Origin of the sequence: Caballeronia humi, assembly GCF_001544475.1 — a bacterium.
Taxonomy (GTDB): domain Bacteria; phylum Pseudomonadota; class Gammaproteobacteria; order Burkholderiales; family Burkholderiaceae; genus Caballeronia; species Caballeronia humi.
This window is the reverse complement of sequence record NZ_FCNW02000022.1, coordinates 80,106-98,655: the sequence shown is the minus strand read 5'-3', so window position 1 is coordinate 98,655 and position 18,550 is coordinate 80,106. Positions and strand designations below refer to the sequence as shown.

The 18,550-nt window shown below is 63.8% G+C and carries 20 protein-coding genes; 7 read left to right on the top strand and 13 right to left on the bottom strand.

The genetic code is table 11. From position 1 onward, the window contains the following. From AWB65_RS20035 to AWB65_RS20005, 7 genes are all read right to left on the bottom strand, one after another. Positions 1–520, bottom strand: a 520-nt coding sequence (locus tag AWB65_RS20035) for an efflux RND transporter permease subunit (RefSeq protein ID WP_200821749.1), incomplete at its 3' end; no start/stop codon positions are given. Between the two features lie 13 nt (positions 521–533). Then, entirely contained in the window at positions 534–1,823 is a 1,290-nt protein-coding gene (locus AWB65_RS20030; RefSeq protein WP_235007692.1) for an efflux RND transporter periplasmic adaptor subunit, read from the bottom strand. Positions 1,824–2,683: 860 nt separating this feature from the next. Further along, positions 2,684–3,082 (bottom strand): hypothetical protein, encoded by a 399-nt coding sequence (locus AWB65_RS20025; RefSeq protein ID WP_087668793.1) that lies wholly within the window; start codon positions 3,080–3,082, stop codon positions 2,684–2,686. A 14-nt stretch (positions 3,083–3,096) separates the two neighbouring features. Then, positions 3,097–3,570, bottom strand: a complete 474-nt coding sequence (locus tag AWB65_RS20020) for a glycine zipper family protein (RefSeq protein ID WP_087668792.1) — start codon at positions 3,568–3,570, stop codon at positions 3,097–3,099. 170 nt (positions 3,571–3,740) lie between these two features. Beyond that, positions 3,741–4,127 (bottom strand): response regulator transcription factor, encoded by a 387-nt coding sequence (locus tag AWB65_RS20015; protein WP_087659466.1) that lies wholly within the window; start codon positions 4,125–4,127, stop codon positions 3,741–3,743. A gap of 128 nt (positions 4,128–4,255) precedes the next feature. After that, complete coding sequence (locus tag AWB65_RS20010; RefSeq protein WP_087668802.1) at positions 4,256–4,885, bottom strand: response regulator transcription factor; 630 nt, start codon at positions 4,883–4,885, stop codon at positions 4,256–4,258. Between the two features lie 10 nt (positions 4,886–4,895). Then, on the bottom strand, positions 4,896–6,233 hold the full coding sequence (locus tag AWB65_RS20005; protein WP_235007691.1) for a two-component system sensor histidine kinase NtrB: 1,338 nt from the start codon (positions 6,231–6,233) through the stop codon (positions 4,896–4,898). 482 nt (positions 6,234–6,715) lie between these two features. Here AWB65_RS20005 and AWB65_RS20000 point away from each other — a divergent pair, with 482 nt between their 5' ends. Continuing rightward, positions 6,716–8,059, top strand: coding sequence for a TAXI family TRAP transporter solute-binding subunit (locus AWB65_RS20000; RefSeq protein ID WP_087668790.1), 1,344 nt, complete (start codon positions 6,716–6,718; stop codon positions 8,057–8,059). Here AWB65_RS20000 and AWB65_RS19995 read toward each other — a convergent pair. Next, positions 8,056–8,565 (bottom strand): universal stress protein, encoded by a 510-nt coding sequence (locus tag AWB65_RS19995; protein ID WP_087668789.1) that lies wholly within the window; start codon positions 8,563–8,565, stop codon positions 8,056–8,058. The genes AWB65_RS20000 and AWB65_RS19995 overlap by 4 nt on opposite strands. A gap of 355 nt (positions 8,566–8,920) precedes the next feature. Here AWB65_RS19995 and nodI point away from each other — a divergent pair, with 355 nt between their 5' ends. The 4 genes from nodI (at position 8,921) to AWB65_RS19975 (ending at position 11,315) form a co-directional block, all read left to right on the top strand. Beyond that, positions 8,921–9,865 carry a nodulation factor ABC transporter ATP-binding protein NodI gene (gene nodI, locus AWB65_RS19990; RefSeq protein ID WP_087668788.1) on the top strand — a complete coding sequence of 315 codons (945 nt, stop codon included), beginning with the start codon at positions 8,921–8,923 and terminating at the stop codon, positions 9,863–9,865. 91 nt (positions 9,866–9,956) lie between these two features. Further along, the gene (gene nodJ, locus AWB65_RS19985; RefSeq protein ID WP_235007694.1) at positions 9,957–10,721 is read left to right on the top strand and encodes a nodulation factor ABC transporter permease subunit NodJ; all 765 of its coding nucleotides are present in this window, start codon (positions 9,957–9,959) and stop codon (positions 10,719–10,721) included. Positions 10,722–10,807: 86 nt separating this feature from the next. Beyond that, positions 10,808–11,077 (top strand): BrnT family toxin, encoded by a 270-nt coding sequence (locus AWB65_RS19980; RefSeq protein ID WP_327358488.1) that lies wholly within the window; start codon positions 10,808–10,810, stop codon positions 11,075–11,077. Further along, entirely contained in the window at positions 11,037–11,315 is a 279-nt protein-coding gene (locus AWB65_RS19975; RefSeq protein ID WP_125474155.1) for a BrnA antitoxin family protein, read from the top strand. Before AWB65_RS19980 ends, AWB65_RS19975 begins: the two co-directional genes overlap by 41 nt. An 83-nt stretch (positions 11,316–11,398) precedes the next feature. On the opposite strand, the gene gnd is transcribed toward AWB65_RS19975, so the two are convergent. The 3 genes from gnd to AWB65_RS19960 form a co-directional block, all read right to left on the bottom strand. Continuing rightward, the gene (gene gnd / locus AWB65_RS19970) at positions 11,399–12,379 is read right to left on the bottom strand and encodes a phosphogluconate dehydrogenase (NAD(+)-dependent, decarboxylating) (RefSeq protein ID WP_087668785.1); all 981 of its coding nucleotides are present in this window, start codon (positions 12,377–12,379) and stop codon (positions 11,399–11,401) included. Positions 12,380–12,385: 6 nt separating this feature from the next. After that, positions 12,386–14,491 carry a transketolase gene (tkt, locus tag AWB65_RS19965; RefSeq protein ID WP_087668784.1) on the bottom strand — a complete coding sequence of 702 codons (2,106 nt, stop codon included), beginning with the start codon at positions 14,489–14,491 and terminating at the stop codon, positions 12,386–12,388. 260 nt (positions 14,492–14,751) lie between these two features. Then, positions 14,752–15,804, bottom strand: coding sequence for an NADP(H)-dependent aldo-keto reductase (locus AWB65_RS19960; RefSeq protein WP_087668783.1), 1,053 nt, complete (start codon positions 15,802–15,804; stop codon positions 14,752–14,754). A gap of 165 nt (positions 15,805–15,969) precedes the next feature. On the opposite strand from AWB65_RS19960, the gene AWB65_RS19955 reads away from it, so the two are divergent. After that, positions 15,970–17,394 (top strand): MFS transporter, encoded by a 1,425-nt coding sequence (locus tag AWB65_RS19955; RefSeq protein ID WP_087668782.1) that lies wholly within the window; start codon positions 15,970–15,972, stop codon positions 17,392–17,394. 15 nt (positions 17,395–17,409) lie between these two features. Here the strand turns inward: AWB65_RS19955 and AWB65_RS19950 are convergent, their stop codons facing one another. Continuing rightward, positions 17,410–17,760, bottom strand: a complete 351-nt coding sequence (locus tag AWB65_RS19950; protein ID WP_087668781.1) for a hypothetical protein — start codon at positions 17,758–17,760, stop codon at positions 17,410–17,412. A gap of 235 nt (positions 17,761–17,995) precedes the next feature. Here AWB65_RS19950 and AWB65_RS19945 point away from each other — a divergent pair, with 235 nt between their 5' ends. Next, the gene (locus AWB65_RS19945; RefSeq protein WP_087659499.1) at positions 17,996–18,193 is read left to right on the top strand and encodes a hypothetical protein; all 198 of its coding nucleotides are present in this window, start codon (positions 17,996–17,998) and stop codon (positions 18,191–18,193) included. Between the two features lie 35 nt (positions 18,194–18,228). On the opposite strand, the gene AWB65_RS19940 is transcribed toward AWB65_RS19945, so the two are convergent. Further along, positions 18,229–18,546, bottom strand: coding sequence for a putative quinol monooxygenase (locus AWB65_RS19940; protein ID WP_087668780.1), 318 nt, complete (start codon positions 18,544–18,546; stop codon positions 18,229–18,231). Between the last annotated feature and the right edge of the window lie 4 nt (positions 18,547–18,550).

The following is an 18,550-nucleotide window of genomic DNA, read 5'->3' as shown; positions in this document are numbered from 1 at the left end:
CGCCGGGGATGCGTTTCAACGCATCGAGCACGTAGATGTTCGTGTAGTTGGCGATGTAGGTCGAGTCGTAGCGATCGGTCGGCGAATAGATCGTGATGACCATCATGAACGCCGACGACTTCTTCTGCACCTGGATGCCCTGCGCCTGCACCGACTGCGGCAATTGCGGCAACGCGAGGTTCACGCGGTTCTGCACGTCGACCTGCGCGAGCTCGGGGTTGGTGCCGATCTTGAAATAGGCGTTAAGCGTGTAGTTCCCCGTCGATGAACTCGACGAGTTCATGTAGATCATGTTGTCCGCGCCGTTCACCTGCTGCTCGATCGGCGCGCCCACGTTGTTCGCCACCACGTCGCCGGTCGCGCCCGGGTAGGTCGCGGAGATCGTGATCTGCGGCGGCGTGATGTCGGGATACTGCGCGACCGGCAGCCCCAGCATGGCGAGGGCGCCGCCGAGCGTGATCACGATCGAGATGACCGACGCGAAGATCGGCCTGTCGATGCAGTAGTGGGAGATGTTCATTGGGCCCGTCCGCTCAGTGCGTCACGGCGTCATCGGACGAACGCCGCGCGAGACTTTGCGTTTCGCCACCGCCCCGCTGCCGCTCGGCGGGAGCGGCGGCCGCAGCGGCGGGAGCGGACGCGGGTGCGGCCGGCGGCGCATCGGTGATCTTGAGCGGCGTGTCGGCTACGACGCGGATCGCGCCGTCGACCACGATCCGCTCGCCCGGCTGCAGGCCCTGGTTGATGAACCAGTCGTCACCGTGCCACTCGCCCACTTCGACCACGCGTTGACGCGCCTTCGAATCCTTGTCGACTACCCAGACGAAATGGCTCTTCGAGCCCTGCAGCACCGCGCGCTGCGGCACGAGGATCGCGTGCAGACGCACCGCGCCGTAGACTCTCGCGCGCACGAACTGGCCGGGGCGCAGCGTCCCCTTCGGATTGGGCAGCGACGCCCGCACGAGGAACGTGCCGGTCTGTGTATTGAAGGCGGGATTCGTGAAATCGATCTTGCCGCGCGCCGGGAACACGGTACCGTCGGCGAGGATCACCGCGACCTCGAAGTCGCGGTTAGGCGGGAACTTGATGAGGCCCTTCGCTTCCTGATCGCGATACGACAGGATCTCGTTCTCCGAGATGCTGAAGTTCACCCACATTGGATCGAGTTGGTAGACGTAGGTGAGGAGGCCCGTCGCGCTCGCCGTGACGTAGCTGCCGTCCTGCTGGCGCGCGAAGCTCGACAGTCCCGTGAGCGGCGACTTGATCGTGGTGTAGCTCAGATTGAGTTCGGCGGTGCGGACCTGTCCGCGCGCGGCGATCACCGCGGCTTCGGCTTCCTTTTCACTGCCGGTGGCATCGTCGAGGTCCTTCTGGCTTAACGCGTTCTGCGCGACGAGCGGCACTACGCGCGCAAGATTCGCCTTCGCAACCGACAGTCGCGCCATCTGCTGCGACAGCTCGCCGCGCGCTGATTGCAGCGTCGCTTCGAACGGCTTCGTGTCCATCAGGAAGAGCGTCTGCCCGGCCTTCACTAGCGAGCCTTCGGTATACACGCGCTTTTCCAGAAAGCCATCGACGCGTGCCCGGATCTCGACTTCGCGCGAGCTTTGCGTCTGCGCGGTGAACTCGTATTCGACCGGGATATCGCCCTGCTTCACGGTCATCACCGTGACTTCGATCGCTGCGTGCGGCGCCGGGGCCGGTTTCTTGTCGCAGGCTGCAAGCAACGCTAGCGCCGCACCCGTGCATGCGATGCGCAGCCAGGCGCGTGCGCGCCGCGCCTCACTGTTCCCGTTCCCGTTCCGCGAATGTGACATCAGCATGTGACGCTCCCTTACGCTGGCGCTTGGGTTTGTGGTGGTTCAACATCGTTTGATGTTTGATGCGCTTAGGCTTCTATGGAACTTGCCTTCCTCTCGGTCTATTAGCTCTGCCCCTGTCCGGAGCGGGACTCACTTTCTTTGCACAAGGTTTTACGCTGGCGCTTGGGTTTGTAGTTCAACACCGTTTGATGCGCTTAGGCTCCTAGGAAACTTGTTTTCTTTTCGGTCTATTTGCTCTGCCCCTGTCCGGGGCGGGACTCACTTTCTTTGCTGCTGCAAAGAAAGTAAGCAAAGAAAGCAGCTTCCAACCGCCAGTGCTAACGGTCCATCACTCGCATAGGGAGGGGATTGGCGCTGGAGAGTAAGTGTCGCCCTCACGGTGGAACCCGGCTTGGCTCGCGGACCCACTGTGGCAACGCGCAGTACAACGGACCGGTGCAGCAGTCATACATCCGTCCTCGCGCTACGCGCTCAGACGTTGGGTGCACCGCGCAGGGAATCCAAGGTAACAAGAGCGCAAGCACAAGATGGCTTTTGTGAACCCCACGTCGGAGCGAAGCGAGGACGGAGCCAAGCGGAGTGCATACCACTCCGAGGAAGTACGCGTTGTCACAGTGGGTCCGCGAGCCAAGCCCGGTTCCGCCGTGAGGGCGACACTTACTCTCCAGCGCCAATCCGTTGTTACGCGAGTGAGGGTTCGGTAGCACTGGCGGTGGGAAGCTGCTTTCTTTGCTTACTTTCTTTGCAGCAGCAAAGAAAGTGAGTCCCGCCCCGGACAGGGGCAGAGCTAATAGACCGCTAAAAAAGCAAGTTCCATCGAAGCCTGAGCGCATCAAACGGCGTTCAACAAGCCCACCCCCTCACTGCGGCGTGCAGTAACCAAAGACCACCAAAACCTCCTGATTATTAACGAGCGTCATCGACATCGACCCATCCTGGTCGAGCACAACCGTCCAGCCGTAGCCAAGTTCGTTGCCCTGCATCAGCACCTGATCCGAAGTCTTTTCGATAGACCGAATCTCCGTCGAACGCTTCGGACCCGCGATCGTCTTCTTCGCGAAGTTGACGTTCATGAACTGCGGCACGCCGAAACCCGCCGGAAGATCGCGCAGGCACACCTCGCCGGGGTCGCACGCGTGCGCGTCGACGGTGGCGCAGATGAGCGCCTTGCTGCCGTCGAAGTCCGCGCCCGACGCCCACGTCGCCGCGCCCGACAACACCGTGGCCAGCGCAAGCCGCTTCAGTTCGGTCACCCTCATGCCTGCCTCCCGACTCATTGAACGGTATACCCACGGCCCGTCATGCAGGCGCCCACCGCGCGGTTGAACGTCACCATCGCCTCCGACGACTGCTGCTGACTCGCTTGCTGCTGCTCGCCCGAAGCCCGGTTGGCGCGGCGCTGCCGCGAGCCGCCGACGACCGTTCCCGTCACCGCGCCGATCGCCGCGCCCTTGCCCGCGTCGCCCGCGATCGCTCCGATCATCGCGCCGCCCGCCGCCCCGCCGGCCGCGCCGCGCACCCGGCCGCCTTGCTGCTGGGCAGGCGCGGGCTGGCTGGAATGCTGCGCAATCGCGACGGGATCCACGCCGGTGCTCTGCTTGGCCCAGCCCTGGCACGCGGCGAGATCGCTGCTCTGCTGCTGCGGGCTCTGACCTTTCGCCGGATAGACGATAGGTTGCTGCGCGCTGGCGGCAAACGCGATCGCCCACACGGCCAGCGCGACTGGAATTTTCAGCGTTCGTTGCATGGCTCACGCCTCCCGACTGTTCGACTGCTTTCCCGATGTGCTTGACGTTCGCCCGGCCGCGCGCGCCGGGACCCTTGCCCCGGATCGTTTCCATAGTGGTGGGTGAACGGCCAGAGGGCTATTGGACTTTGGTCCCATAGCCATGCCCGTGAAGACGTGTGAGCGCGTAGTCATGGCCCGGCGTCCAGGTTGAGGACCGTGCGCACCGCCTTGATGAGGACTTCGTCGTTGAAGGGCTTCCGCAGGTAAGCCGCCGCACCCGCCGACAGCGCCTGCTGGCGCACGCTGAGTTCGTCGTGGGCCGTGATGAAGATCACCGGGATGCCGCTGCCCGCGAGCCGCTGCTGGACTTCGAGACCGTTGAGGCCCGGCATCTGCACGTCGAGAACAATGCAGGCGGGCCGGTAGGACGGAATCGAATCGAACATCTCCAGGAACTCGTCGCCCGTCTTGAACGTGTCAGCCGCCAGCCCCGCGGAACTCAGGAGCCGCTTGATGGCACGGCGCACCGATTCGTCGTCATCGACGAGTGCGACGAGCGGCTTGACATGGCTCATGGCGAATATTCCCCGTGCAGGCACCGTGGTACGCAACCCGTTCGACGCTTGGGTTTACGTTATGGCAGCGAGGAGACGTCGTATATTGGACTTTGGTCCAATACACGCTTGCGAGGAAGCGAGCGCGTTCAGCCTTGCGGCCGATGGAGCCCGGCTTTGTCATTGATGCGCACGAGTTCGGCGAGCGAATGCGCGCCCATCTTGTCCATCACGCGCGCGCGATGCACCTTGATGGTCTTCTCAGCGGTGCCGAGCTTGCACGCCACCTGTTTGTTCAGGTGACCCTCGACGACCAGCGCAAGCACTTCCCGCTCGCGCGGCGTGAGGCGTTCAAGACGATCGCGGATCGAGTCGATTTCGATACGGTTCGCGCGCGCATCCGACGCGTGGCGCAACGCGTTTTCGATAGCGGAGAGCAAAGCCGTATCGCCGACGGGTTTCACCAGAAAATCGAGCGCGCCGGCCCTCATCGCGCTGACCGTCATCGCGATGTCGCCGTGTCCGCTGATGAAGATGACCGACACCGGCGCGCTCATCGCGTTCAGTTCGCGCTGCAGTTCGAGACCGTTGAGGTCCGGCAGTTCGACGTCGAGCAGCAGGCAGGCGGCGCAATCGTCTGCGTGCGCGCGCGACAGGAATTCCCGCGCCGATTCGAACGCCTCCACGCGGTAACCGGCGGAACGGATCACGCGGGTCAGCGCGCGGCGCACAGAGACGTCGTCATCGACGACGAAGACGACTGGCGTGGCATCGTTCATCGGATTCACCTCAACGAAGCGGCTCGGTGGGAAGCGTGAAATGGAACGTCGCGCCGGCGTCCGCATTGTTCTCGGCCCAGATGCGCCCGCCGTGCATATCGACGATCGTGCGGCTGATCGACAAACCCAGCCCGAGCCCGTCACGCTTCGACGTAAAGAACGGCGTGAAAAGCTTTTCGACGATATCGTCCGCGAGGCCCGGCCCACGATCCCGCACAGCCACTCGCACCGAGCCTTCGTCTTTCACCGACGCCTCGATCACGACCTCGCGATCGGGCACGCCGTGAGACTCCATCGCGTCGAACGCATTGAGCAGCAGATTCAGCACGACCTGCTGCAACTGCACTCGATCGCCGTGAACCGGCGGCAACCCGGGATCGATGTTCAGGAAAACGCGCACGCCGCGCACGATCGCATCGCTGTGCAGCAGCAGCACGACGTCGCCGATCACGTCCGCGAGACTCAGCGGCGCGGCTTCGAGTTCGCCTTTTTTCAGAAGCGCGCGAATCCTTCGGATCACTTCACTTGCGCGTCGATTGTCCGCGACGAGATCGTGGAGAATCTCGCGCACTTCGTCGAGATCGATCGGGTCCATTGCCATGAAGCGCTGCGCTGCCTGCGCGTTGCTGAGCATCGCCGTGAGCGGCTGATTCAGTTCGTGAGCCAGCGAGCCCGCGAGTTCGCCGAGCGTCGAGACGCGCGTGAGATGCGCGAGGTCCTGCCGGTTGCGCTGCAGCTCGTGACGCTCCGTCCGGTCGATGACGACGGTGAGCATCAGCGCTTCCCTGTGCGACGTCAGAGGATTGGTCGTGATCTCGGCGGGGAATTCGGTGCCTTCCTTGCGGCGCGCGAACACATCGCGCGAACCATGCGCTGCGCCAGGCGCGTGGCCCGAAGCCGTATCGATCTGCAACGCCGTATGCGCGCCGTCGCGCAAGCCGGGCACGAGCGCCTCGGCGGACGCTCCGATCAACTCGTCGCGGTTGTAGCCGAAGAGTTTCTCCGATGCCGCATTCGCCTGCACGATTTCGCCATGCCGGTTCGTGACGAGAATCGCGAACGGCAAGAGTTCGAGCGTGCTGGGAAACGGATCGTCGTCGTTCGGGAGTTTTTTCAGCGACTCAGGCCGTGCGTCCTCGCCGTTGCGCCGTGTGCCGAGGCGCGACGTGTATTGCATGAGCCGTGCAGCGGACAGCATCAGATAGGCGCGAATGCGCTTCCTTCTTCCGCCTTGCTGCGTTTTGCGTAATGGTGGATCGAAACGTTGCGCCTCGTTGAATGCCGGAGGCGGAACAGTAGTGACAGAAGAATCCGACGAAGAGACCACTCCAGCGTGAACCACGGTCATGGTGTCGCTCCTGCGCGTTGATCCGCAATATCGGCACGGATTCGTCGCTTCGCCCCTGGGGCCGCCATCTGATGGCGACTCGAATTCGCAACGGATGCCAGCATCCGCGCTTCGGTCGCAGTACTGGCTTCATGCAAAACGCGGCAGGCGACTCGCAACGAACAGATTCGAGGACGTTCCGTGTTTTCGTCGATTACTTACCGGGACGAGAGCCCGTTGTGCGGGGCTGTCGGATTGGGCGCGCAAGGATTACCCGTGCGCGCCGAAGCCCGTGCGCATTGGCACTCCGGTCGTTGCTCGTTGCAACTCGGCTTGGCGAGTGGAGTATCGAGTAAAGACTACGCGCTCGGAAGTCCTTCGTAAACAAAAATCCGACTGCGTTCACGCAAACTTCATAACGGTTTCGCGATGCGTCGAATCCGTGCAATACGCGCATCAATAGGGCTAGGATCGCAGACACAATAATCGAGAGAATCCGGACGATGCCAAGGCACATCCCCGCGCTTCAGCGCACCCGCAAGCCACCCATGCCGCCAGGACGGCGGCGGCTCTTTGTCATCGCCGTGGTGTTGCTGGTCGGGGCGCTCGGCTGGTCGCTCGCGATCGTGCTCAAGCCCGCGATCCAGCGAACGATCGTTATCACGACCGGCGCGGAGGCCGGCATCTATCGCGGCTTCGCGGATCGCTATGCACCAATCCTGAAGCGCGACGGCATCACGCTCGATATTCGCGGCTCCTCTGGTTCGATCGAAAACTACGAGCGGCTAAAGGACCCGAACAGCGAATACGAAGTAGGCTTCATCCAGTCGGGCACCACGAGCCCGAAAGACACCGACGGGCTGCAGACCATCGCCGCCGTCGCGTACGAGCCGATCTGGCTGTTCTATCGCGGCGACGCCACGATCAACCGGCTCGCGCAACTACGTGGCAAGCGCGTCGCGACGGGTGTGCCCGGCAGCGGACTGCTCAACGTCTCGATGGTGCTGCTCGCGCATAGCGGCATCACCGCGAACAACACGACGCTCATTGAAGTCGATGCCACAAACGCGTACAAGGGTCTGCAGAATGGCGAACTCGATGCTGCGTTCTTCATCGGCCGGCCCGACGCGCCGATGCAGAAGACGCTGCTGAACAGTAATCTGAAGCTGATGAGCTTCGCCCAGGCCGATGCGCTCGTGCAGAAGTTCCCGTCGCTCACGAAGGTGGTGTTTCCGCGCGCGTCGACCAGCATCGTCGACGATCTGCCGCAGGCCGACGTCACGCTGCTCGCGGCCACGGCGCTGCTCGTCTCGAAGGACACGCTGCATCCCGCCCTCGTGTATCTGCTGCTCGACGCGGCCAAAACCGTGCACGGCGGCGAGGATTACTTCACGCCGCTCGGCACGTTTCCAAACCTCAACACCGACGAATTCCCCGTGTCCGACGAAAGCGCGCGCTACTTCAAATCCGGTCGCCCTTTCCTTCAGCGGTATCTTCCGTTCTGGCTGGCGAGCTTCGTCGAACGGCGTTTGTTGATTCTCGTGCCGTTCATGGCCGTGCTGCTCGGTTTCCTGCAGGCGCTGCCACGCATGGCGGAATCGCGCATGAAGCACCGGCTCGTGGTGTGGTATCGCGAAATCAAGGCGCTCGAGGACGAAATCTGGAAGACCGCGCAGCCAACGTCGGAGCAGATCGCGCAGTGGCGCGACGAGATCGACAACATCGATGCGCACGCGAGCCAGATCCGCATCCCGCACCGCTACTTCCAGGACATCTACGCGCTCAAGCAGGCGATCGGCCTCGTGCGCGAGCGGATCGATCAGGCGGCGCGCAAGGCGCCGTCTTAAGCGCTGACTTCTGCTTTGACCGGCTTGGCTGCGTAAGCCGCGTCTTCCTCGGCTTCGGCCGATTCCCCGGCCGGACACACTGCAACCAGGATGCTGCACGACACGCGATCGAGCAGCGGCGTGTTGCCCGCGCCCATCCACCAGCGCGCGAGGCCGCTGCGGCATCGATGGCCGACCACCACGAGATCGACCTTGAGGCTCTCTGCAAGATTGGCGATTTCGTCGATCGGATGGCCGAACGCGAAATGTCCCTGCGCTGGGAGCCCACGCTCGGTGAGCCAGTCGACGCCTTCCTGAAGGATGTCGCGGGCAGCGTCTTCGAAACGTCCGCACGCCATGTCGGTGAGAAGCCCAGCGCTTTGGGCGATCGACGAACGCATGTCGACCACGGCCAGCACGTGCGTCTCGGCCTTCAGGTCGAGCGCGAGATTGGCGCCATGACGCAGCGCCTTGCGGCCTTCGCGAGTGCCGTCGTAGCACAACAGGATCTTCTGATAGCTCGCCATGATGGGCCTCCCTGGCCGCATGTGAATCGGTGAAGCGTTGTCTGCATGATGGTGCGTCGCGGCGCGAGCGGCAACGCTGGAAAACGCGTACGTCGCTACGCTTGGGCTCACAGTTCGGGCACACCACTAGCTCGCATCGTGCCAGCGTCGCAGGAGCCTTGCCAGCCAAGGCGCTGGCATTTTCAGCCGACGCTCGAACCCGAATTTCGACGCTGTCACGAAGGCATCACGCGCTCGAGCAGTGCAACGAGTGGCGCTCAAGCGCCGGATTGGTGCAATGAATTACACTAGCTCGCCCGGCTTCTTTCGTGGCCGCATACATCACAGGCTCCGTGCGCCGTCGCACTCAATTTCAATGTCAGCTCTGGAATCCTTCGCAAAATCGCCGGGTTCGCCCGCCATCGACTTCGCCGATGTAAGGAAGCACTACGGCGGCAAGACCGTCGTCGACGGCCTGTCGTTTCACGTCCAGCCCGGCGAATGCTTCGGCCTGCTCGGCCCGAACGGCGCGGGCAAGACGACGACGCTCAAGATGCTCCTCGGCATCACGTCGCCGGATGCGGGCTCGATCAGCCTCGTCGGCGAGCCGATCCCCGAGCGCGCCCGCTTCGCGCGGCGGCGCGTGGGCGTCGTGCCGCAGTTCGACAATCTCGATCCCGATTTCACCGTCCGCGAGAACCTGCTCGTGTTCGGACGCTATTTCGGTATGTCGAGCGGCGAGATCGCGGCGCTCGTGCCGTCGCTGCTCGAATTCGCCCGGCTCGAAAACAAGGCCGATTCGCGCGTGAGCGAACTGTCGGGCGGCATGAAGCGGCGCCTCACGCTCGCGCGCGCACTCGTCAACGATCCCGACGTGCTCGTGATGGACGAGCCGACCACCGGCCTCGATCCACAGGCGCGCCATCTGATCTGGGAGCGGCTGCGGCAACTTCTTTCACGCGGCAAGACGATCCTTCTCACGACGCATTTCATGGAAGAAGCCGAGCGCCTCTGCGATCGCCTCTGCGTGATCGAGGAAGGCCGCAAGATCGCGGAAGGCCGGCCGCACGAGCTGATCGAATCGGTGATCGGCTGCGACGTGATCGAGATCTACGGACCCGATCCACAGGCGCTCGCCGACGAACTCGCGCCGTTCGTCGAGCGCATGGAGATCAGCGGCGAGACGCTTTTTTGCTACGTCGACGATCCGCAGCCGGTGCATCAGCGGGTGAAGGGACGCGCGGGCGTGCGCTACCTGCATCGGCCGGCGAATCTCGAAGACGTTTTTCTGCGCCTGACCGGGCGCGAGATGGTGGACTGACACGATGAGCACTTACGACAATTCCCGCATCGCCGGCAAGGGCGAGCGGCCTCAACGTCACGGCGAAGGCGGCAAGCGCTACCCTTCCGCGATGCCTTCCAGCGCGACCAACTGGATGTCGGTCTGGCGGCGCAACTATCTCGTCTGGAAGAAGCTCGCGATCGCGTCGATGTTCGGCAATCTCGCCGATCCGATGATCTACCTCTTCGGCCTGGGCCTCGGGCTCGGGCTGATGGTCGGGCGCGTCGACGGCGTCTCGTACATCGCGTTTCTCGCGGCCGGGACCGTGGCGTCGAGCGTGATGATGTCGGCGAGTTTCGAGTCGATGTATTCGGGCTTCTCGCGCATGCACGTGCAACGCACGTGGGAGGCGATCATGCACACGCCGCTCACGCTTGGCGACATCGTGCTCGGCGAGGTGATCTGGGCGGCGAGCAAGTCGGTGCTCTCGGGCGTGGCGATCATGCTGGTGGCGGCGGTGTTCGGCTATGCGAGCTTTCCGTCGATGCTGTGGGCGCTGCCGGTCATCGCGCTGACGGGGCTCGCGTTCGCGAGCAGCACGATGATCGTGACGGCGCTCGCGCCGAACTACGACTTCTTCATGTTCTATCAAACGCTCGCCCTCACGCCGATGCTGCTGCTGTCGGGCGTGTTCTTTCCGATCGCGCAGTTGCCGGTGGCGGCGCAGCATATTACGTTGCTGCTGCCGCTCTCGCATGCGGTGGAGTTGATTCGCCCCGCGATGCTCGGACGACCGATGGAGGATGTAGTGCTGCATGTGGGGGTGCTGCTGGTTTATGCGGTTGTGCCGTTTTTTGTATGTGCTGTCTTGTTCAGACGGCGGATGATGAAGTAAAAAGACCGTCCCTTCTGAGAGAGGGGTGGGAATTTTCGTACTAACAAAAATTCTCGCTTTTTTTAATTTTTGTTAGCACAATAATTATGACAATCACGTATGACATCCCAAGCGCGACGAGACGCTGGCGGACCGGGGGCTGGACTTTGCACATGCCGAGGCGGTGTTTGCCGGTCGCACTCTTACACACGCGGACGTGCGCGGACTATGGCGAACCACGCTTCGTTACGGCCAGTCGGCTGCGTGGAAGAATTGTCATGGTGGTCTGGACTCCATGCGGCGCGGCTCGCCGCCTCATCAGCATGAGGAAAGCAAATGAACGCGAAATTAAAAGCTATGAAAAGCAATTGGGTTGACCCCGACGACGCCCCGGAACTTACCGAGGAATGGTTTGAAACCGCGGAGATACGCGAAGGTGACAGGATCATCCGGCGCGGCCGCCCCATGGGTAGCGCCAAAACACCGACTACCGTGCGGCTCGACAACGAAGTGCTCGAAGCGTTCCGCGCTACCGGCCCGCGCTGGCAATCGCGCCTGAACGCGGCGTTGGCCGACTGGCTCAAGACCCACTCGCCGGCTGAGCTCGCGGTGTAACGGCATCCGTGACACTCACACATGCAACGGGCCGCGTCGAACGACGCGGCCCGTTCTCCTTCCGGCAGCAGCAATCGCAATGGCTACTTCACCGGAAACTCCTTATGCCCGCCGAACCCGAACCGCATCGCCGACAGCATCCGTTCCGGAAACGCTTCCATATCGCGTGACCTGAAGCGCGTATAAAGCGCCGCCGACAGCACCTGCGCCGGCACCGCTTCCTCGATAGCCGCCTCGATCGTCCAGCGCCCCTCCCCGCTATCCGCGACTTCGGTTGAGAAATGCTCCAGCGTGCCGTCGTGCGCGAGCGCTCCCGCCGTCAGATCCAGCAGCCACGACGACACCACGCTCCCCCTTCGCCATACTTCCGCGACATCCGCGAGATCGAGGTCGTAGCGCTGCTCAGCCGGAAGTTCCGTCGATGCCTTGTGCTTCAGGATATGAAACCCTTCCGCATAAGCCTGCATCAGCCCGTACTCGATGCCGTTGTGGACCATCTTCACGAAATGCCCCGATCCGACCGGCCCGGTATGCATATACCCCTGCTCGACCCGAGGATCGCGTCCCTCGCGTCCCGGCGTGAGCGGTATATCGCCGCGATGCGGCGCAAGCACGGAGAGAATCGGATCGATGCGCCGCACGACCTCCTCCTCCCCGCCGATCATCATGCAGTACCCGCGCTCCAGACCCCACACGCCGCCCGACGTCCCCACATCCACGTAATGCACGCCCTGCTCGCGAAACTGCGCCGCGCGCCGGATGTCGTCCTTGTAAAAGCTGTTGCCGCCGTCGATCACGACATCGTCCGCGCCGAGGATCTTGTGCAGATCGCCGAGCGTGTCCTCGGTGATCTTGCCCGCCGGCAGCATCAGCCAGATCACGCGCGGCGCGTCGAGTTTCGTGACGAGATCGCCGAGATCGCTCGCGCCCGTCGCGCCTTCCGCGGCGAGCGCCTGCGTGGCGTCCGGATTGTGATCGTAGACGACGCAGCTATGGCCGCCACGCATCAGCCGCCTTCCGATGTTGCCGCCCATCCGTCCCAACCCCACGATGCCGATCTGCATGATGGCTCACTCCTTGCCGTTGATGCCGCTGGATTTGACGCGCTCGATCTGCTTCTTCGCTTCCTCGTACACGCGCTCGGGCGTAAAGCCGAACTTCGTCTTCAGCGCCTTGAGCGGCGCCGATGCCCCGAACGTATGCATCACGATCTGCGAGCCGAGCCGTCCGACGTAGCGATCCCAGCCGAGCGTCGCCGCCTGCTCGACCGCGACGCGCGCGTTCACTTCGGGCGGCAGCACCGAGTCCTTGTACGCGTTGTCCTGCTGCTCGAAGATGTCCCACGACGGCATCGACACCACGCGCGCCGCAATGCCTTCGGCCACGAGCTTCTCGTAGGCCTCCACGCACAGCGACACTTCGCTGCCCGTCGCGAGCAGCAGCACTTCGGGCGTCTTGCCGCCGGGAGTATCGGCGAGCACATAGGCACCGCGCCGCACGCCCTCGGCCGATGCGTACTTCGTGCGGTCGAAGGTCGGCAGCGGCTGGCGCGTGAGGACGATGCACGACGGCGCGTGCGGCTTCGAGAGCGCGACGCGCCACACTTCGCTGACTTCGTTGGCGTCGGCGGGGCGCAAGGTCGAAAGTCCTGGCACGCCGCGCAATGACGCGAGCTGCTCGATCGGCTGATGCGTCGGACCATCTTCGCCGACGCCGATCGAATCGTGCGTGAATACGTAGATGACCGGCACCTCCATGATCGCGGAGAGGCGGATCGGCGGCTTCATGTAGTCGCTGAAAATCAGGAATGTCGACCCATACGGCCGCATGCCGGAGAGCGCGAGGCCATTGACGACGGCGCCCATGCCATGCTCGCGGATGCCGAAATGCAGGTTGCGGCCGGCGTAGCTGCCGGCTTCGAACGAACCGGCACCTTCGAACTTGAGATTGGTTTTGGTCGACGGCGACAGGTCCGCCGCCCCGCCGATCATCCACGGAATGCGCTGCGCGATCGCGTTGATGACCTTGCCCGACGATTCGCGCGTGGCGATGCCCTTCGCGTCCGGCTCGAAGACCGGAATATCGGCGTCCCAGCCTTCGGGCAACTGCGCCGCGTGCATCTGCGTGAACTCCTTCGCGAGCTCGGCATGCTGCTTGCCGAAGTCGTCGAAACGCTTGTGCCACTCGGCGCGGGCCGCCTTGCCGCGCGCGCCCATTACTTCCGCGAAACGTTCCTTGACGCCGTCCGGCACCAGAAACTGCGCGTCCTCCGGCCAGCCGTACGTGCGCTTCGCGAGCTTGATTTCCTCCTCGCCGAGCGGCTCGCCGTGGGCCGCCGACGTGTCCTGCTTGTTCGGCGCGCCCCACGCGATGATGCTCTTCACGACGATCAGTGTCGGCCGGTCGGCGGTCTCTTTCGCCTTGTTGATGGCGGCTTCGAGCGCGGCTTCGTCGTTGGCGCTGTCGACGTGCATCGTGTTCCAGTTGTAGCCCCGGAAACGCGATTCGACGTCGTCGCTGTACGCGAGGTCCGTGTGCCCTTCGATCGTGATGCGGTTGCTGTCGTAGATCCAGATCAGGTTCGAGAGCTTCAGATGCCCCGCAAGCGATGCCGCCTCGTGCGACACGCCTTCCATCATGTCACCATCGCCGCACAGCGCGTAGACGCGGTAATCGAAGAGCGCATTGTCCGGCTGGTTGAAATGCGCCTCGTGCCAGCGTGCGGCCATCGCCATGCCGACGCTGTTCCCAAGGCCCTGGCCGAGCGGGCCGGTCGTCGTCTCGACGCCGGTCGTCATGCGGTATTCCGGGTGGCCCGGCGTGTTGCTGTCGAGCTGGCGGAACTGCTTGATGTCGTCGAGCGAGACGGCGGGGGTATCGGTCGGCTTGCCGTTCTTGTCGACCGATTTCACGCCCGCGAGATGCAGCAGCGAATAAAGCAGCATCGACGCATGCCCGACCGACAGCACGAAACGGTCGCGATTGGGCCACAGGGGATCGTCCGGGTCGTAGCGCAGATGGTTCTGCCACAGATGGTAGGCGACGGGCGCCAGGGCCATCGGCGTGCCGGGGTGGCCGGAATTGGCCTTCTGCACGGCGTCCATCGACAGCGTCCGGATCGTGTTGATGCAGAGTTGATCGAGCTCGGCGGGGGTTTTCGCGGAGGGTTGTGACATGAGCGACGACTCCTTGGAAAGAGCGCGCGCTGGGCACGACAGGCGCCACAGCGGGCAACCAGGACAATCGAGCAAGCGCAGTGCCTTGCCTGCGGCACTGCACCAGAAAAAACCTGAAACGCCCGTCGCGCAAGGCTTCGCGGCGGATGAGCGGGCTTGGCGCCCGCCCTGGCGGCACGGTACTGCGCCGCGCGACCCGCTAATGCTGACACATCGGCGGCCGCGCGGGTTCAATCAAGGGCTTGCAGCCTCATCGATGCTCAAGGCGCGGGATTCGGCTGCTGCTCGTGCAGCGCGTCGATCTCGGCGAGTAATTCGTCGGACAGTTTCACGTCGATGCTGCCGATGTTCTCCTTCAACTGCTCAAGCGTGGTCGCGCCGATCAGCGTGCTCGTCGTGAACGGCCTGCCGTTGACGAACGCAAGCGCGAGCTGCGCGGGCGTCAGGCCATGTCGGCGGGCAAGCGCCGAGTAGGTGTCGATGGCGGATGTCGCCTGCGGCTTGCTGTAGCGTTGGAAGCGTTCGAAAAGCGTGATACGCGCGCCGGCCGGCCGCGCGCCGCCTTCGTACTTGCCCGAGAGCCAGCCGAACGCGAGCGGCGAATACGCGAGCAAGCCGACGTTTTCCTTGTGCGTGAATTCGGAGAGCCCCGTTTCGAACGTGCGGTTCACGAGGCTGTACGGATTCTGGATGCTCACGATGCGCGGCAGCCCGAGTTTCTCCGATGCGCGCAAAAACTGCGCGACGCCCCACGGCGTCTCGTTCGACACGCCCACATGACGAATCTTGCCCGCCTTCACGAGATCGCCGAGCACGCCGAGCGTTTCCTCGATTGGCACGGTGTATTCGTCGTCGATATACGGATACGACGGGCGGCCGAACGTCATCGTGCTGCGGTCGGGCCAGTGCAACTGGTACAAGTCGATATAGTCGGTTTGCAGGCGCTTCAGGCTGCTATCGACGGCTTCGGTCAGGTTCGCGCGGTCGAACTGGTTGCCCGCGCCGCGAATATGCCGCGGATTGTGTGGCTGGCGCGCGGGACCCGCGATCTTGGTCGCGAGCACGATCCTGTCGCGCTCGGCCGGATGCGCCGCGAGCCATGTGCCGATGTATTGCTCGGTGAGCCCCTGCGTTTCGGGACGCGGCGGCACCGGATACATCTCCGCGGCGTCGATCAGGTTCACGCCTTGCGCGAGCGCGTAGTCGATTTGCGCGTGCGCCTCGCTTTCCGTGTTCTGTTCGCCCCACGTCATCGTGCCGAGGCCGATCAGGCTCACGTCGATATCCGTTGTCCCGAGTTTGCGAAACTCCATTGTTCCATTCCCTTGTTCGTTGGCAAAAATCCGGCGAGAACGTCGAAACTACCATAGCCACGCCGGCTTTGCTTCGACGCTAAAATGTCAGGCCGCAAGCGCCTGCCCGAGCCTTGCAAGCGCCTTGCGGCACGCTTCCGAACCCCTCCGAGGAGACCCCAGCCGATGCAGGCCCCCGCCGCCCCCGCGCGTTCCAGTGCGTCGCTGATCGTCACGCTCGTCGCGGCGACCTTCTTCATGGAGAACCTCGACGGCACGATCATCGCGACCGCGCTGCCGCAAATGGCGCGCTCGTTCGGCGTGCATCCCGCCGACATGAGCCTCGGGATCACCGCTTACCTGCTGACGCTCGCCGTCTTCATCCCGATCAGCGGCTGGGCCGCCGACCGCTTCGGCCTGCGCACCGTGTTCGCGAGCGCGATCGCGGTCTTCACGGCGGCTTCCGTGCTGTGCGCGACCACGTCCACATTGCCGGCGTTCGCGGCGGCGCGGGTGCTGCAGGGCATCGGCGGGGCGATGATGGTGCCGGTCGGGCGCCTCGCCGTACTGCGCGCGACACCGAAGGACGGCCTCATGCGCGCGATCGCAATCATCACCTGGCCGGGGCTCGTGGCGCCGGTCGTCGGCCCGCCGCTCGGGGGTTTCATCACGACTTACTCGTCGTGGCGCTGGATTTTCTATCTGAACCTGCCGCTCGGCATCGTCGGTCTCTTCGTCGCGCTGCGCTATCTCGACAACACACGCGAGAACGCGCAGCGACGCTTCGACCTGCCCGGCTTCGCGCTCTGCGGCCTCGCCTGCACGACCCTTCTCTACGCGATGGAACTGATCGGCCGCAGCGACACGCCGTGGGGCTTCACTGGCATGCTGATCGCGGTGGGCGTGGTGTCGGGGTTCATCGCGTGGCTGCATTTGCGGCGCGCAGAGGAGCCGGTCGTCGATCTGACGGCGCTGAAGGTGAAGACGTTCGCCGTCGCGATGGGCGGCGGCTCGCTTTTTCGCATCTCGATCAGCGCGGTGCCGTTCCTGCTGCCGCTGATGTTCCAGGTCGGCTTCGGGATGGACGCGTTTCAGTCCGGCCTGCTGACGCTCGCGGTCTTCGCGGGCAACCTGTCGATGAAGCTCGTCACCACGCCCGTCATGCGCCGCTTCGGCTTTCGCTCGGTGCTGATCGTGAACGGCGTGCTCGCGGCGGTATCGCTCGCGGCGATGAGCCTGCTCTCGCCCGCGACGCCGAAAACCGTGATCGTCGTCGTGCTGTTCCTCTCGGGCCTCGCGCGCTCGCTCCAGTTCACCGCGCTCAACACCCTCAGCTTCGCCGACGTCCCGAAGACGCAAATGAGCGGCGCGTCGGCGTTATCGAGCACGCTGTTCCAGATGACGATGGGTATCGGCGTAGCGGCCGGCGCAATCGCGCTCCGGCTCGCGCAATGGATGCACGGCCACGATTCGCACGCGATGACGCCCGCTGATTTCAGCGTGGCGTTTCTGATTGTCGCGGTGATCGGGCTCGTCGGCGTGGCGGATCTGTTCGGGCTCGCGCGCGATGCGGGCGCCGTCGTGAGCGGGCATCGGCCGGAAAAGACTTGAGCGTTTCCGCCGCGCTCAATGCGTGCCGCGCTTGAGCCAGTCGAGCCAGCCGAGCTGGATCGCCGCGTTCACGAGCACGCCTGTGGTCGCCGCAATCGCCGCGATCATCGTCCAGAACGCCGAGCGGCGCGCGGCTTCGGAAGAATCGCGTGCTTCGGTGGCGGCATCGTTCGCCGCTGTGACCGAGGCGAACATCGCCCGGCGCTGCTCGTCCTGGCGCCCCTCTTCCTTCTGATAAAGCCACGCGCGCTTGGCGAGCGTCTCGGCATCGGCGGGCGACGTCGCCTCGACCTCCGCCCGAATCGACGCCTCGCCCATCGACTCGTAGCGGCGATAGCGCGCTTCGTGATTTTCGTGTTCGTCCATGTGGCCTCGCTCGCGGGTTCCGCACGATTCTCGCCTGCGCGCCGGATCGGCGCCAGCGATCGTGTGTCGGTACGCACGCGACGGTTGTCACAGCGTTGTGTCGGATCGAAGCCGACATTGTCGGTATGAAGGAAGCGTCCTGCCTTGATTGACGGTTCTCGCCCGATGGCACGACTAGTGCAGTGATGTGTCGCGGGCGGACTGACGCCCTCATCGAACGCCAATGGAGAGCACCATGAAGACGCTGAACATCAACGACATTCCCGTCGCCAACGATCTCGACAAGGAAGAAATGGCCGCGATCCAGGGCGGCATGCGCAAGTTGCCGTTCCAGATCAATCACGTCGGCCTGACGCTCGCCGATGGCGAACCGGCCGACGTGTACGTCGACGGCGTGCGCGTCAATTCCGTGACGGACGGCTTCGCGCATTGAACCGCTGGCGGCGCGAGAGCGCCGCCCATCGTTGCTTACTGCCTGACGAGATCGCGCATCGGCTGCAGGAACTCGATCGTGCGTTCGCGCGAAAGCAGCCTCGGCAACGCCGCCTCGTAATCCTGCCGATACGGCAAGCCGAGATGATGCGCACGGAAATACTCGGCGCTGCAAGCCCAAGTCTCATAGATCACGAGCGTCTCCGGCTCGTCCTTCGAGCGGTTCACATACGCGTTGACGAAATCGGGCTCTTCGGCCATCCGCTCGATGATCGCGATGAGCTTCGACTCCAGTTCCTCGCGATGTTCGGGCTTGCCCTGCAGATGCACGATGAACGACGTGTTTTCCTTCATGACG